This is a genomic window from Flavicella sp. IMCC45668, from assembly GCF_057219105.1.
In genome coordinates, this window is the sequence record NZ_CM170114.1 from 2,933,758 (window position 1) to 2,947,533 (window position 13,776).

The window sequence follows — 13,776 nt, forward strand, 5'->3', positions numbered from 1 at the left end:
TCATGCAAAAAATCGAATTGATGGCGCCGGCCGGGAATTTTGAGTCTTTGCAAGCAGCTATAGATAATGGAGCAGATTCTATTTATTTTGGGGTGGAGCAATTGAATATGCGAGCTCGCGCTTCCATAAACTTTATTCTGGATGATTTGGAAGAAATTCAACAACGTTGTGAAGCAAAAGGTGTTCGCTCGTATTTGACTTTAAATACCATTGTTTATGATCATGATTTGTCCATTGTTAAAACACTGATCAAGCGTGCGAAAGAAGCCAATATTACGGCTGTTATTGCCATGGATCAGGCGGTTATTGCTTCGGCAAGAGAAGTTGGGATGGAGGTACATATCTCCACGCAAATAAATGTAACTAACATTGAAACGGTTAAGTTTTACGCAATGTTTGCTGAAACCATTGTTCTTAGTAGGGAGTTAAGTTTGCGACAAGTTAAAAATATAACAGCGTTAATTGAGAAAGAACAGATTAAAGGCCCTTCTGGTCGATTGGTTGAGATAGAGATTTTTGGTCATGGTGCCTTGTGTATGGCTGTTTCTGGAAAATGTTATATGAGTTTGCATTCTGCTAATTCCTCTGCAAATAGAGGAGCTTGTAAGCAGAATTGCAGAAAAAAATATACTGTTATAGATCAAGAAACGGGTTTTGAGATGGAGCTGGATAATGAATATATTATGTCTCCAAAGGACTTGTGTACTATTGATTTTTTGGATGAAATTTCTGATGCTGGTATCAAGGTGTTAAAAATAGAAGGTAGAGGAAGAGCACCTGAGTATGTAGCAAGGGTAATTCGTTGTTATCGTGAGGCTATTGATAGTTTAGAAGCGGGTACTTTTAGTAAGGAAAAAGTGATTTCTTGGATGCTAGAGCTGGAAAAAGTTTATAATAGAGGATTTTGGTCTGGCTATTATTTAGGACAAAAACTAGGGGAATGGAGTAAAGGTTCTGGGTCTCATGCTACTCAGAAAAAAGTCTATTTAGGAAAAGGTATCCACTATTACCCAAAAGTTAGGGTGGGGGAATTTAAAATTGAAGCTTATGATGTTGCAGTGGGTGATACCATTTTAGTAACAGGTCCAACCACTGGAGCTCAAGAAATGGAGGTAAAAGAGCTTTTTGTTGATGAGAAACAAGCTGAAAAAGCCCGTAAAGGAGAAACATTTACTTTAAAGGTTGATTTTAAAATCAGACCTTCAGATAAATTATATAAAATAGTAGAAAACGTAGTGGAAGCATAATGGTTGTTATTACACTTCAAAGGAAAAAATGCATCGGTTGTAATTATTGTGTTGAGTTAGCACCTGGACAATTTCAGATGTCTAAAAAAGATGGAAAATCTGTATTGTTACATAGTACAGAGAAAAAAGGTTTTTTTACTATAAAAACTCCAGATGAGTCAATTTATGAGATTTCCATGGAGGCAAAAAAAGCTTGCCCTGTAAAAATAATTGATGTAAAACAAGTCTGAGTTTCGCTACTTTAGTATTGAAAAAATAGATTTAACAAAATAAAAACTACAGAACGTTTGCATGCGTTCTGTAGTTTTTATTTTTATAGTATCTTTACGAATTCAAGGAAATTTGTAAACGATTTTCTAAGGCTAAATAAATCAGCTTTTTAAGCGTTTACTTATTGATTATAAATATACATACTGGCAGTACTAAAGTCGGTATCCAAAAGAGAAACTTATATATGGGCTGTACTTCGTGCTCTACAAATAAATCCGGAGTTCCTGGAGGGTGTAAAAGCAATGGTGCTTGTGCAACTGGGAGCTGCGATAAATTAACTGTTTTTGATTGGTTGTCTAATATGGCATTACCAAGTGGACAAAAACCTTTAAATATTGTTGAGGTTCGTTTCAAAAACGGAAGAAAACATTTTTATAGAAATACTAATAATTTTCAGTTAACTATTGGTGAGATTGTTGCTGTGGAGGGTTCTCCAGGTCATGATATTGGAACTGTTTCTTTAACCGGTGAGCTTGTGAGAGTTCAAATGAAAAAGAAAAAAGTTGCTGAGGATAGTGATGAAGTGAAAAAAATATATCGAAAAGCGAGTGTCAGAGATATAGAAATCTGGCAAGCTGCTCGAGATAAAGAAATCGAAACCCAACGACGTGGACGAGAAATTTTAGGTCGATTAGGTTTAAAGATGAAGCTTTCTGATGTTGAGTATCAAGGAGATGGAAATAAAGCTACTTTTTATTATACCGCAGAAGATAGAGTAGATTTTAGACAGTTGATAAAAGACCTGGCAAGTGCTTTTAGCATTCGAGTTGAAATGAAACAAGTTGGTCTACGTCAAGAAGCTGCTCGATTAGGAGGTGTTGGTTCTTGTGGGCGTGAGTTGTGTTGTTCTACTTGGTTAACAGATTTTAGAAAAGTAAATACTGCTTCTGCGCGTTACCAACAGCTTTCTTTAAATCCGCAAAAATTGGCGGGTCAATGTGGGAAATTGAAATGTTGTTTGAATTTTGAATTAGATTCTTATTTAGATGCGTTGAAAGGTTTTCCAAAGCAAGATGTTGTTTTAGAAACTGAAAAAGGGCGTGCAACTTTTGTGAAGATGGATATCTTTAAAGAGTTGTTGTGGTATGCTTCAAAAGAAGAAGGTTTTAAGTGGTATAAGCTTACTTTAGAACAAGTTCAGGAAGTGATTGCTATGAATAAAAATGGTGAAAAATCACCAAGTTTAGAGGAACTTGAATCAGAAACTTTGGTTGCCACAAAAATAGATTTTGAAAATGTGGTAGGACAAGATAGTCTAACACGTTTTGATAAGCCTAAGACCAAAAGTAAAAGAAGAAATAAAAAGAAAAAACCTGGACAGGGACAAAATCAACAGGGAAATTCTGGACCAAGAAAACAAGGGTCAAGAAAACCAAATAGCGGTCAGCAACAAAATAAAGAAGGTGGGCCAAAAAGAAAGCAGGGTAATAAAAATTCAAATCCAAATCAAAAGGATGCGAATGGTAATCCAAATGCAAAACAAAATGCAAATGGTTCAAAGCAAGGACCGCCTAAAAAGCGTCGTCCACAAAATAAAAACAAGCAAAACCCTAATGCAAAACCAAATCCAAATGCAAAACAAAATGCAAATGGACCAAAGCAAGGAGCGCCAAAACCTGCGGGAGCCAAAACAACTGAGGCTGGTGTGAAGAATGAAGGAGGAACTAAAAGACCGAAAAGAAGTAATAATAGGAGAAAAAAACCTAATCCAAATAATAAACCTAATCCCAATGCTACAAAAGACGCATAAATTTGGTGCTGTTTTATTGCTGTTTGTCTTGTTAATTAGTTGTGATGAGTATCGCGTGTATGACAAGTATGCATCGGTTGGAATTGATGGATGGGAAAAACAAGATTTTGTGAGTTTTGAATTTGAGATAGCAGATTCTTTACAAGATTATAATTTATTTATTCAATTGAGAAATACAAGTGAATATGAATATTCCAATTTATTCTTGATTACAGAGCTTCAATATCCAAGTGGATTTCATGTTGTGGATACTTTAGAGTATAAAATGACGGATTCCTTTGGGAATTGGTTAGGGACCGGCTTTACGGATATTAAAGAAAACAAACTTTTTTTTAGGGAGAATTTTAAGTTCTCAGAATTAGGAGAATACAATATTAATATTCAACAAGCGATGCGTAAACGTAATGAAATTGAGGGTTTGCAAAGCGTAAAAGGAATATCGAATGTTGGTTTTCGTATTGAAAAGGAAGCTGAATTAAAAGAGTAAAACTGCAATTGTTATAATAAAATTGAAAAAGTTAGCTATATGGCTGAAAAGAAAAATAAAAAAGATAGTACTTCCAATTCCTTTAGAAAATATACAATTTGGTTTTGGGCGTTGATTTTTGGAGGGTTAATATGTATCTCTTCTCTGTTTTTATTGGCTTCGATGGAAGTCTTTGGTGAATTGCCAACGTTTGAAGAGTTAGAAAATCCTGAAAATAATTTTGCAACCGAAATTATTTCAATTGATGGTAAAACCCTTGGGAAATATTATAATGAAAACAGAACACCGGTAAAATATAAAGATTTACCTAAAAATCTTGTGGATGCATTAGTTTCTACAGAGGATGAAAGGTTTTATGAGCACTCTGGGATTGATTTTAAAGGAACTTTAAGAGCTGTAGTGAAACTTGGAAAAGGTGGAGGTGCAAGTACCATTACCCAACAGTTAGCAAAACTTTTGTTTACAGAAGGTTCGGGTACTAGAAATAAGTTTAAAAGAATTATTCAAAAAATAAATGAGTGGGTGATTGCCGTTCGATTGGAAGAACAGTATACCAAAGAAGAAATTATTACCATGTATTTAAACAAGTTTGATTTCTTGTACAACGCAATTGGTATTCGTTCTGCTTCTAGAATTTATTTTGGAAAAGAACCTATAGATTTAAAACCTGAAGAGTCTGCGGTTTTGGTTGCGATGTTGAAAAATCCAAGACAATACAATCCGAATAGAGCAATTTCTAAAAAGAAATCTTTGGCAAGAAGAAATCAAGTATTGTTTCAATTGCACAGAAATAATAAAATCTCGGAGAAAGAAAAAGATTCATTGCAGCAATTACCAATGGATATCGATTTTTCGCCAGAAGGTCATAGTGATGGTTACGCAACTTATTTTAGAGAGTATTTACGTGATTACATGAAAAAATGGATCAAAGAAAATCCAAAAGCCGATGGAACTTACCATAATATTTACCGAGATGGATTAAAGATATATGTGACTCTAGATTCAAGAATGCAACGCTATGCAGAGGAGGCAGTTCAAGAACATGTTTCTAATTTGCAAAGAGTATTTTTCAAAGAGCAAAAACGCAACCCAACAGCCCCTTTTTATGACCTAGAAAAAGAGGAGATTGAGGCGACTATGCTTCGCGCAATGAAAAATACCGATAGATATCGTTTGTTGAAAAAGGCTGGTAAGTCAGATAAAGAAATAAAGAAAGCGTTTGCAACGAAAAGAAAAATGAAAGTTTTTTCTTGGAAAGGAACTATTGATACTGTTTTTACACCGTACGATTCAATTAAATATTACAAACATTTTTTACATAGTGGTCTGTTGTCTATTGAGCCTCAAACAGGGCATATTAAAGCTTGGGTAGGTGGAATCAATAATAAATATTTTCAATACGATCATGTAGAGCAAGGAAAGCGACAGGTAGGGTCTACATTTAAGCCTTTTGTATATGCATCAGCCATTGATCAATTACAGTTATCTCCTTGTGAAAAATATCCAAATACGATGTACACAATCCCTAAGGAAGCTTATGGTATGGATGAGGATTGGACACCAAAAAATTCAGGAGATAGTTATGGTGGTGAGTTGACATTAAAACAAGCTTTAGCGAAATCCATTAATGTGATTACAGCAAGATTGATTCATATGGTTGGACCAAAAACGGTGGTAAGATTAGCTAAACGAGCGGGTATTCATTCTGATATTCCGGCTTATCCTTCTATCGCTTTGGGGACTATTGATGCAAGTTTGTATGATATGGTGGGAGCGTATTCAATGTTTGCAAACAAAGGATTGCGTGTGAATCAAATGATGTTACTGAGAATAGAGGATAGAAATGGTACAGTCTTGCAGGAGTTTACTCCGAAAACAGAACAGGTTTTGAGTGAGGAGTCTGCTTATGTAGTAGTAGATTTGTTGAAAGGAGTTACAGAAGCAGGTTCAGGAGTAAGGTTAAGAGGTAAGTGGGGGAAATATCCAGATAGTATTTCTACAGGATACCCGTATCAGTTTGAAAACCCTATTATGGGTAAAACGGGAACAACACAAAATCAATCAGATGGTTGGTTTATGGGAGTTGTACCGAATCTTGCCACTGGAGTGTGGACTGGAGCCGATGATAGGGCGACCCATTTTGAGGGAATTGTGCAAGGTCAGGGAGCCACGATGTCTTTACCTACTTGGGCATTGTATATGAGAAAATGTTATGCAGATCTAACTTTAAATATCAGCAAGGAAGAATTTGAAAAACCAGAGCATATTGGGATTCAATTGGATTGTGAGGCCCCCCCTCTTATTGATGAAGAAGGAGTTGAGATTCCAGTTGAAACTGTTGAGGAAGAAACGGAGTTTTAATATATATATAAGAAGTATTAAAAAAGTGTAAAGAAGAATCTTTACACTTTTTTTGTATTTTTAAATCACTTCAAAAAATCAAAAATGAAAGAGTGGACGCCTTCAGAGAAAGTTTTTAAGAACAGTAATATTTATAAGACTATGGAAGAGCTTTCCATGAAAACTTATGAAGCGTTTTATAATTGGTCTGTGACTTATAAAGAATCTTTTTGGAAAGAGACTGTAGCGCGTTTAGGAATTGTATTTGATCAAAACTATAGTGCTATTGTGGATACCTCTCAAGGAGTTGAGAATGCACAGTGGCTATATGGAGCTAAACTCAATATTGTAGATAGTTGTTTTCAGAATGATGATGATGCGGTAGTTTTAATTCTAAATGATGCATTTGGAGGAGTTCAAAAAATTTCTCAACAAGAATTGCTTCACAAGGTGAATTCAGCAGCAAATGGCTTTTATGAAATTGGTTTGAAAAAAGGAGATACCGTTGCTGTTTTTATGGTGATGAATTTTGAGGCGGTGGTACTTTATTTAGGGGCAATCAAAGCAGGATTAAAAGTGGCAACGATAGCGGATAGTTTTTCTGTGGAGGAAATTTCTGTACGTTTAAAAATAACCAAACCTAAACTGTTATTTACACAAGATGGTTTTAAAAGAGGTGGACGAACCCATTTGCTGTATGACAAATGCAAAAATTTGGTTAGGTGTGTTGTAGTAAATTGTTTGGGAGAGCCAGTAAGATTAAATAGCCAAGATATTGAGTATGCTGATTTTTTAAGTTCTGAAAAAGAATTTATTTCTATGAAAGTAAAACCAGATACCATTTCAACAATTCTATTTTCTTCAGGTACAACTGGTGAGCCAAAGGCAATTCCATGGGATCATACGACACCTATAAAATCTGCTAGTGATGGTTTTTATCATCATAATATTCAAAAAAACGATGTGGTATGTTGGCCTACTAATTTAGGATGGATGATGGGACCCTGGTTGGTATTTGCAGCATTGATAAATAAAGGAGCAATAGCTTTGTACTCTGGTAGTCCTTTAGAAAAGAATTTTGGAGCGTTTGTACAAGATGCTAAAGTGAGCATGTTAGGTTTGGTGCCGAGCATTGTCAAATCATGGAAATTGAATATCTCTATGGAAGCGTATGATTGGAAATCTATACAGTGTTTTAGTTCTACGGGGGAAGTTTCTAATCCGGAAGAGATGGAATATTTGATGGGCTTAGCGGGAGGGAAACCTGTAATAGAGTATTGTGGAGGTACGGAAATTGGGGGAGGTTATATCGCGAGTAGCATCGTTCAAAACAATATACCAAGTCAGTTTTCTAGTCAAGCTTTAGGAGGGGAGTTTGTTTTGTTGGATGAGAAGGGAATGGAAAGCGAAGAAGGAGAAGTTTTTCTTGTGCCTCCAATATTAGGGTTGTCTACCCAATTGCTAAATAGAAACCATCATGAGGTTTATTTTAAAGACGTGCCAAAATATCAAGGTAAAACACTAAGAAGGCATGGAGATTCCCTGCGTAAACTTCAAAATGGTTATTACAAAGCCAATGGACGTACAGATGATGCTATGAATTTAGGGGGTATAAAGGTGAGTTCCGTTCAGATTGAATCTGTTTTAAATACCTTAAGCTTTATTAAAGAGTGTGCAGCTGTGGCTGTTTCTCCCAAAAATGGTGGACCTAGTGCCTTGGTTGTATATTTTGTAGCTCAAGATACTATTGAGAGAAAAGAAGCGTTAAAAAAAGTACAAAACTGTATCAAAATAAAATTAAATCCTTTGTTCAAAGTGATAGATTTAGTGAAAATTGATAACTTGCCGCGCACTGCTTCAAAAAAGGTAAAGCGAAAAGAATTAAGAAATACATATCAGAATTTAGACAACTAACATGAAGGTAATATCATACAATGTAAACGGAATTAGAGCAGCTCTTAAAAAAGGGTTTATGGATTGGTTGACAGCAGCAAATCCTGATGTTTTATGTTTGCAAGAAATTAAGGCACAGGAAGATCAATTGGATTTAAGTGTTTTTGAAGAGGCTGGTTACAAATATAATTATTGGTATTCCGCTCAAAAGAAAGGTTACAGTGGAGTTGCTATTTTATGTAAAGAAAAACCGAACAACGTTGTTTTTGGAACTGGGATTGAATCCATGGATTTTGAAGGGAGAAATTTACGAGTAGATTTTGATACAGTTTCTATCATGAGTTTGTATTTGCCTTCTGGAACTAATTCAGCGAGACTTGAATTTAAATTTAAGTTTATGGATGAATTTCAAGAGTATGTTACAGAGCTTAGAAAAGAAGTTCCGAATTTGATTATTTGTGGGGATTATAATATTTGTCATGAAGAAATAGATATCCATAACCCAAAAATGAAAGGCGTTTCTGGTTTTTTACCTGAAGAGAGAGCCTGGTTAGATACTTTTATCAATACTGGTTTTATAGATAGTTTTAGATTCTTTAATAAAGAACCAGATCATTATAGTTGGTGGAGTTATAGAGCGAATGCTAGAAATAATAATAAAGGTTGGAGAATTGATTATCATTTGGTGACAGAAACTCTTAAAGATAGATTAGAAAGAGCTTATATTTTGCCAGAAGCAAAACATTCTGACCATTGTCCAATTGTTGTAGAATTAAAAAAATAAATAAAATGTTTAAAAAAATCACCCTAAGTATTTTAACTGCTGCATTGGCAGTATCTTGTGTCTCTAAAAAGGTTTTTGTTGATTTAGAAGATAAATACAATCAGTTAAAAGATGAAAAAAAGGAGTTGTTAGTTCAGAATGATGAATTACAGTTGAACAAAAACAAAAACAACGATTACATTAAAAAATTAGAGGCAAAACAAACAGATTTATTGCAAAAAAATAAAGCTTCACAAAGAGAAGCGGATGCTTTAAGGAACTCTTATATTGAGTTGAAAAAAACGTATGATATGTTGGCTTCAAAAAGTTCTACAGCTTTGGAGCAAAATGCTGTTGAAAACAGAAAGTTGCTTTCTCAGTTAGATGAAAAAGAAACGAAATTAATGGAGGAAGGAGCTCGTTTGAGAAAATTAGAAGGTGAACTTTCTGCTCGTTCTAGTAGAATTGATGAACTGGAGAAATTGATTGCTGAAAAGGAAGCTGCGATGCAAGACTTGAAGAATACAGTTGCCAATGCTTTAAAAGGATTTGAAGGGAAAGGATTGTCAATTGTAAATAAAAACGGGAAAGTCTATGTTTCTATGGAGAATAAATTATTGTTCAATTCAGGAAGTTGGGCCGTTGGAGAAAACGGAAAACAAGCTGTTAGAAAATTAGCAAAAGTATTGTCAGACAATCCAGATATTAGTGTTTTAATTGAAGGGCACACAGATAACGATCCTTTCAACGGACCTGTTATCAAAGATAACTGGGATTTATCTGTAAAAAGAGCAACTGCCATCGTTAGGATTCTTGAGGATGCCAATGTAAGCGAAAAGCAGATTACTGCAGCTGGTAGAGGAGAATTTGTTCCTGTTGCGAGTAATAACTCAAAAGAAGGAAAAGCAAAAAACAGAAGAATTGAAATTATTTTATCTCCTAACCTAGATGAAATTGCCAAATTACTTACTGAGTAGTTTATATTAAATACCAAACATGAAACCTATTAGAGTAATTACAGCTTTCCTTGCGATTGCTTGTATCAATTTGTCTTATGGACAAGAAAAAGAAGTAGACTCGGTTACAGTTGTTCAAGATTCTATACAGGTTGAAGTTACTGCAGTACAAGATACTATTGTCAAGGAATTAGCAGTCAATCACCCAGTTGTGATTGATAGCTTGTGGTTAGAGCTAATGTACAGTTCACCATTATATGAAGCTTTGCCAGTTACCTTTGATGGGGAAAATTCTAAAGTTTCCATAAATGATGTAGAGCTAACTACCGAGTTGTTAAAGGAACGCTTAGAGCACTTAAATGAGCAAACGCCATTTAATTTAGAGTACAATCCAGAGTTGGAACGTTTGATTAAATATTATTTGAAAACTCGTTCTAAGTACTATCCAAAAATGATGGCAAGAGCCTTGTATTATTTTCCAATGTTTGAGTCGTATTTGGATAAATATGATATTCCCTTGGAAATAAAATACCTAGCTGTAGTAGAGTCTGGTTTGAATCCAAGAGCTAAATCATGGGTGGGAGCTACAGGAATGTGGCAGTTTATGTATCAAACGGGAAAGCAGTTTGATTTAAATATAAGCTCCTATGTAGACGAAAGACAAGATCCCGTAAAATCAGCTGAAGCAGCATGTAAATATCTTGAGGTGTTGTATAAAACTTTTAATGATTGGGATTTGGCGCTTGCTGCATATAATTCTGGTCCTGGAAATGTTTCCAAAGCAATTAGAAGATCAGGAGGACATCGAAATTATTGGAATATCAGACCTTTTTTACCTCGAGAAACAGCAGGGTATTTGCCTGTCTTTTATGCGAATATGTATATTTTTGAGTATGCTAAAGAGCATAAAATAGCACCAACAACACCTATGGTACATCATTTTGCAACGGATACCATACGGGTAAAAGCAACCTTGACCTTTGATCAATTGAACGAAACTTTAAACGTTAGTAATGAAATGTTGCAGTTTCTAAATCCTGAGTATAAGTTGGATATCGTTCCTTATGTAAAAGGGAAGAATTATGCGATACGATTGCCAATGCAAAAGGCGGGAGATTTTGTTGCAATGGAAAAAGAAATTTATGCACTCGCGACCAAAGAAGCTGCAGAAAGAGAAAAACCATTGCCACAGTATTTTGAGATGAATCAAAGGATCAGGTATACTGTTAAAAGTGGTGATTATTTAGGGAAAATTGCAAATAAGTATGGAGTGCGTGTTTCAGATATAAAAAAATGGAACGGCATGCGTACAACAAATTTAAAAGTGGGACAAAGATTGACTATTTATCCTAAAAAATTAAATTTTACGGTTTCTAAAGCTGCATCAACATCTTCAAAAAAAATTGAAAAAAAGGTTCCGGCAAATGGGAAAAGAATGGAGTATATTGTGCAAAAAGGAGATTCTTTATGGAGTATTTCTAAAAAGTATGAGAAAATTACCGTTCAGCAGATTAAAGAATGGAATGGAATTTGGGATGGGAATAGTATCAGTCCCGGAAAAAAAATTATTCTCTATAAAATCTAATGAATACCAATCTATGTAAACTATGAAAAATATATTTTTAGCATTAAGTCTAGTAACAGTATTGATTGCTTGCGAATCGAAAAAAGAAGAAAAAAGAGTTTTTTTAGATTCCAATGGTAGAATGAATCATGTTTTAATTGTTATGGATAATAGCAAGTGGAACGGTGACGTAGGGATTAAATTAAAAGAAATTATAATGACCCCTGTGTTAGGGATGCCTCAGCAAGAAAATCAGTTTGATGTGTCTCATGTTGCGGAGTCCTCTTTTGGAAAGATGTTTAAAGCAAGTAGAAATGTGTTAATTGTTGATATAGATTCTATAAGTGATTTTCAAACGATGCAAAATGTTTATGCGAAACCACAACAAATAGTAAAAATAACAGCACCAACGGATACGGCATTGATAGAAATGTTGGAATTGTATCAGGAACAAATGATAACGTCCTTTAAGAATTTTGATATTGAGAATGTGCAAAAAACTCATAGGAATAAATCGTATGGAAAAACATCCTTTAAAACATTGAACGATTTGGGTTTAGAAATGACAATTCCAAAATTTTTTAAAAAAGTAGATGATACAGGGGAGTTTTTGTGGTTACGTCAACATTTATCCGGTGGTATAGCAAAAGGAGACGGGACTTCTAATATTTTAGTATATAGCGTTCCTATGCCTGCTTCTAAAAAAGGTCTAGTTCAGAGAATCTCTAACATGAGGGATACCATAGGGAAAAAGTATATTCCTGGAAGAAAAGAAAATATGTTTATGGTTACAGAAAAACTATACACACCAAGAGTTTTTCAAACAAAGATGGGAGAATTTCCTTGTTATGCAACCTATGGGAAATGGGAGGTTTTAAATGATTTTATGGCAGGTCCATTTTTAAATTATGCCATCGAAGATACTGCGAATAATAGGTGGGTTGTTATAGAAGGATTCGTTTATGCACCTTCTGTGAATAAAAGAGATTATATGTTTGAGTTAGAGGCGGTTTTGAAATCGATTGACATCAAATAGCATTAATTCAGTTTAAGCAAACTTCTTAATTCCTTTTGCTCAAGTAGATAAATGATTGAAAGGAAGATTAATAGAAAACAACTATTGACAAAATAATTTCCCTTGAAGTAATTAAAGGATAGGGTGGAAAGGGCAATGGTTGTTGTTAGGTATATAGAAATTCTAGTAATATCATAAGGTACAGGGTAGTGTTTTTGTCCGATTATATAAGAGATAAAAAGCATGCTACCATAAGCGGTAACCGTTGCCCAAGCGGCTCCCATAAAGCCGATTTTTGGAATTAATAGATATAACATTGAAATGGTTATTGCTGCTCCAAAAACAGAAATATACATTCCATAACGAGTTTTATCAGTCAGTTTATACCAAATAGATAGGTTGTTGTAAATTCCTAAAAATAAGTTTGCAATTAGGATCAGAGGCACTATAGAAATTGCTTGGTAATATTCTTTTTTACCTAAGAAAATTGCCGCGATAAAATCAACATAAGAAATAATTGTTAATACAAACAAGGCACCTATGATTACAAACCATTTTAATATAATAGCATAAGTTTTAGGAGCATTTTCTTTATTTGCTTGATTGAAAAAAAAGGGTTCTGCACCTAGTCTAAATGCCATGATGAACAAAGACATGATTACGCCAATTTTGTAAGCGCCTGCATAGGCACCCATAACCTCTTTTCCTAACCAGTCTTCTAGGATCAATTTGTCTAGGTTTTCGTTTGTGGTATAGGCTAATCCAGCAATCAAAATAGGCCAAGAATAGCTCAGCATTTTTGCTAAAATATTTTTGTCAAAAGAAAATTTGAATTTAAATATTAACGGTAGTACACAAATAAAAGTTACACTACTTGCAATTAAATTTGCGATAAAGATATAGCCCTCCTTAAAATTTGGGTCAAAAGAATTTTCTAGAAATAAGATGTTGTTTGATCCCTTTTTAGGTAGATACCACAAAAATAAAAGATTGAAAATTGTATAAACACCAATATTTAAGAGTCTGAATAAGGTGTATTTTTTCGATAATCCACTAACTCTTAAGTAGGCAAATGGAATTACAATAAGGGTGTCTAAAATGGAAATCCAAACTAATAATGAAAAATAGATGGGGTTAGAAAAACCTAAGGCATTTGAAATATTATCTTTAAATAATAACAATGCAATTAGCGCCATAATGCTAGTGCATAAAATAGAACAAAAAGCGGTAGAAATTACTTTGCCTTTTTCTTTTTCTGAGTTAAAAAAGCGAAAAAATGCCGTTTCCATACCATAGGTCAATATGATGTTAAAGTAGGCTGCCCAAACATAAAAACTTGTGTTTACACTATATTCACTTGGTGTTAGTGAACTAGTATGTAGTCTTACAAGTAATACGTTGATGGCTTTGGGTAAAACTGCGGCAATACCATAGATGATAGTGTCTTTAAAAAAACGCTTAAAAGTACTCAATTGTAACTGTTTGAATTCG

Annotated in this window: 11 protein-coding genes; 10 read left to right on the plus strand and 1 reads right to left on the minus strand. The window is 34.3% G+C overall.

Annotation, left to right across the window (positions count from 1 at the left end):
- The first annotated feature begins 2 nt into the window (after positions 1 to 2).
- The 10 genes from AC2DZ0_RS11920 to AC2DZ0_RS11965 all read left to right on the plus strand — a co-directional run bounded on the left by AC2DZ0_RS11920 (position 3) and on the right by AC2DZ0_RS11965 (position 12,306).
- Positions 3 to 1,247, plus strand: a complete 1,245-nt coding sequence (locus AC2DZ0_RS11920) for a peptidase U32 family protein (RefSeq protein ID WP_484641994.1) — start codon at positions 3 to 5, stop codon at positions 1,245 to 1,247.
- A complete protein-coding gene (locus AC2DZ0_RS11925) occupies positions 1,247 to 1,477 on the plus strand; it encodes a ferredoxin (RefSeq protein WP_484641996.1) in 231 nt (76 codons plus the stop codon). Before AC2DZ0_RS11920 ends, AC2DZ0_RS11925 begins: the two co-directional genes overlap by 1 nt.
- Positions 1,478 to 1,701: 224 nt before the next feature.
- Positions 1,702 to 3,267: a regulatory iron-sulfur-containing complex subunit RicT gene (gene ricT / locus AC2DZ0_RS11930; protein ID WP_484641997.1), complete on the plus strand. Its 1,566-nt coding sequence runs from the start codon at positions 1,702 to 1,704 to the stop codon at positions 3,265 to 3,267.
- Complete coding sequence (locus tag AC2DZ0_RS11935) at positions 3,248 to 3,754, plus strand: gliding motility lipoprotein GldH (RefSeq protein WP_484641998.1); 507 nt, start codon at positions 3,248 to 3,250, stop codon at positions 3,752 to 3,754. The genes ricT and AC2DZ0_RS11935 overlap by 20 nt, the downstream gene beginning before the upstream one ends.
- A gap of 39 nt (positions 3,755 to 3,793) precedes the next feature.
- Positions 3,794 to 6,115 carry a penicillin-binding protein 1A gene (locus AC2DZ0_RS11940; RefSeq protein ID WP_484641999.1) on the plus strand — a complete coding sequence of 774 codons (2,322 nt, stop codon included), beginning with the start codon at positions 3,794 to 3,796 and terminating at the stop codon, positions 6,113 to 6,115.
- Between the two features lie 84 nt (positions 6,116 to 6,199).
- Entirely contained in the window at positions 6,200 to 8,008 is a 1,809-nt protein-coding gene (locus tag AC2DZ0_RS11945; RefSeq protein WP_484642001.1) for an AMP-binding protein, read from the plus strand.
- Position 8,009: 1 nt separating this feature from the next.
- Complete coding sequence (locus AC2DZ0_RS11950; protein ID WP_484490287.1) at positions 8,010 to 8,771, plus strand: exodeoxyribonuclease III; 762 nt, start codon at positions 8,010 to 8,012, stop codon at positions 8,769 to 8,771.
- Between the two features lie 5 nt (positions 8,772 to 8,776).
- A complete protein-coding gene (locus AC2DZ0_RS11955; RefSeq protein WP_484642002.1) occupies positions 8,777 to 9,727 on the plus strand; it encodes an OmpA family protein in 951 nt (316 codons plus the stop codon).
- Positions 9,728 to 9,746: 19 nt separating this feature from the next.
- A complete protein-coding gene (locus AC2DZ0_RS11960) occupies positions 9,747 to 11,291 on the plus strand; it encodes a lytic transglycosylase domain-containing protein (RefSeq protein ID WP_484642003.1) in 1,545 nt (514 codons plus the stop codon).
- Between the two features lie 22 nt (positions 11,292 to 11,313).
- Positions 11,314 to 12,306 carry a DUF4837 family protein gene (locus tag AC2DZ0_RS11965; protein ID WP_484642004.1) on the plus strand — a complete coding sequence of 331 codons (993 nt, stop codon included), beginning with the start codon at positions 11,314 to 11,316 and terminating at the stop codon, positions 12,304 to 12,306.
- Positions 12,307 to 12,308: 2 nt separating this feature from the next.
- Here the strand turns inward: AC2DZ0_RS11965 and AC2DZ0_RS11970 are convergent, their stop codons facing one another.
- A complete protein-coding gene (locus tag AC2DZ0_RS11970) occupies positions 12,309 to 13,757 on the minus strand; it encodes an MATE family efflux transporter (RefSeq protein WP_484642005.1) in 1,449 nt (482 codons plus the stop codon).
- Positions 13,758 to 13,776: the final 19 nt, after the last annotated feature.

What these genes read in the sequence shown, in the direction of transcription:
- AC2DZ0_RS11920 (WP_484641994.1), top strand. Translation starts at nt 3, where the DNA reads ATGCAAAAAATCGAATTGATGGCGCCGGCCGGGAATTTTGAGTCTTTG.
- AC2DZ0_RS11950 (WP_484490287.1), top strand. Translation starts at nt 8,010, where the DNA reads ATGAAGGTAATATCATACAATGTAAACGGAATTAGAGCAGCTCTTAAA.
- AC2DZ0_RS11965 (WP_484642004.1), top strand. Translation starts at nt 11,314, where the DNA reads ATGAAAAATATATTTTTAGCATTAAGTCTAGTAACAGTATTGATTGCT.
- AC2DZ0_RS11955 (WP_484642002.1), top strand. Translation starts at nt 8,777, where the DNA reads ATGTTTAAAAAAATCACCCTAAGTATTTTAACTGCTGCATTGGCAGTA.
- AC2DZ0_RS11940 (WP_484641999.1), top strand. Translation starts at nt 3,794, where the DNA reads ATGGCTGAAAAGAAAAATAAAAAAGATAGTACTTCCAATTCCTTTAGA.
- ricT (WP_484641997.1), top strand. Translation starts at nt 1,702, where the DNA reads ATGGGCTGTACTTCGTGCTCTACAAATAAATCCGGAGTTCCTGGAGGG.
- AC2DZ0_RS11945 (WP_484642001.1), top strand. Translation starts at nt 6,200, where the DNA reads ATGAAAGAGTGGACGCCTTCAGAGAAAGTTTTTAAGAACAGTAATATT.
- AC2DZ0_RS11935 (WP_484641998.1), top strand. Translation starts at nt 3,248, where the DNA reads ATGCTACAAAAGACGCATAAATTTGGTGCTGTTTTATTGCTGTTTGTC.
- AC2DZ0_RS11925 (WP_484641996.1), top strand. Translation starts at nt 1,247, where the DNA reads ATGGTTGTTATTACACTTCAAAGGAAAAAATGCATCGGTTGTAATTAT.
- AC2DZ0_RS11960 (WP_484642003.1), top strand. Translation starts at nt 9,747, where the DNA reads ATGAAACCTATTAGAGTAATTACAGCTTTCCTTGCGATTGCTTGTATC.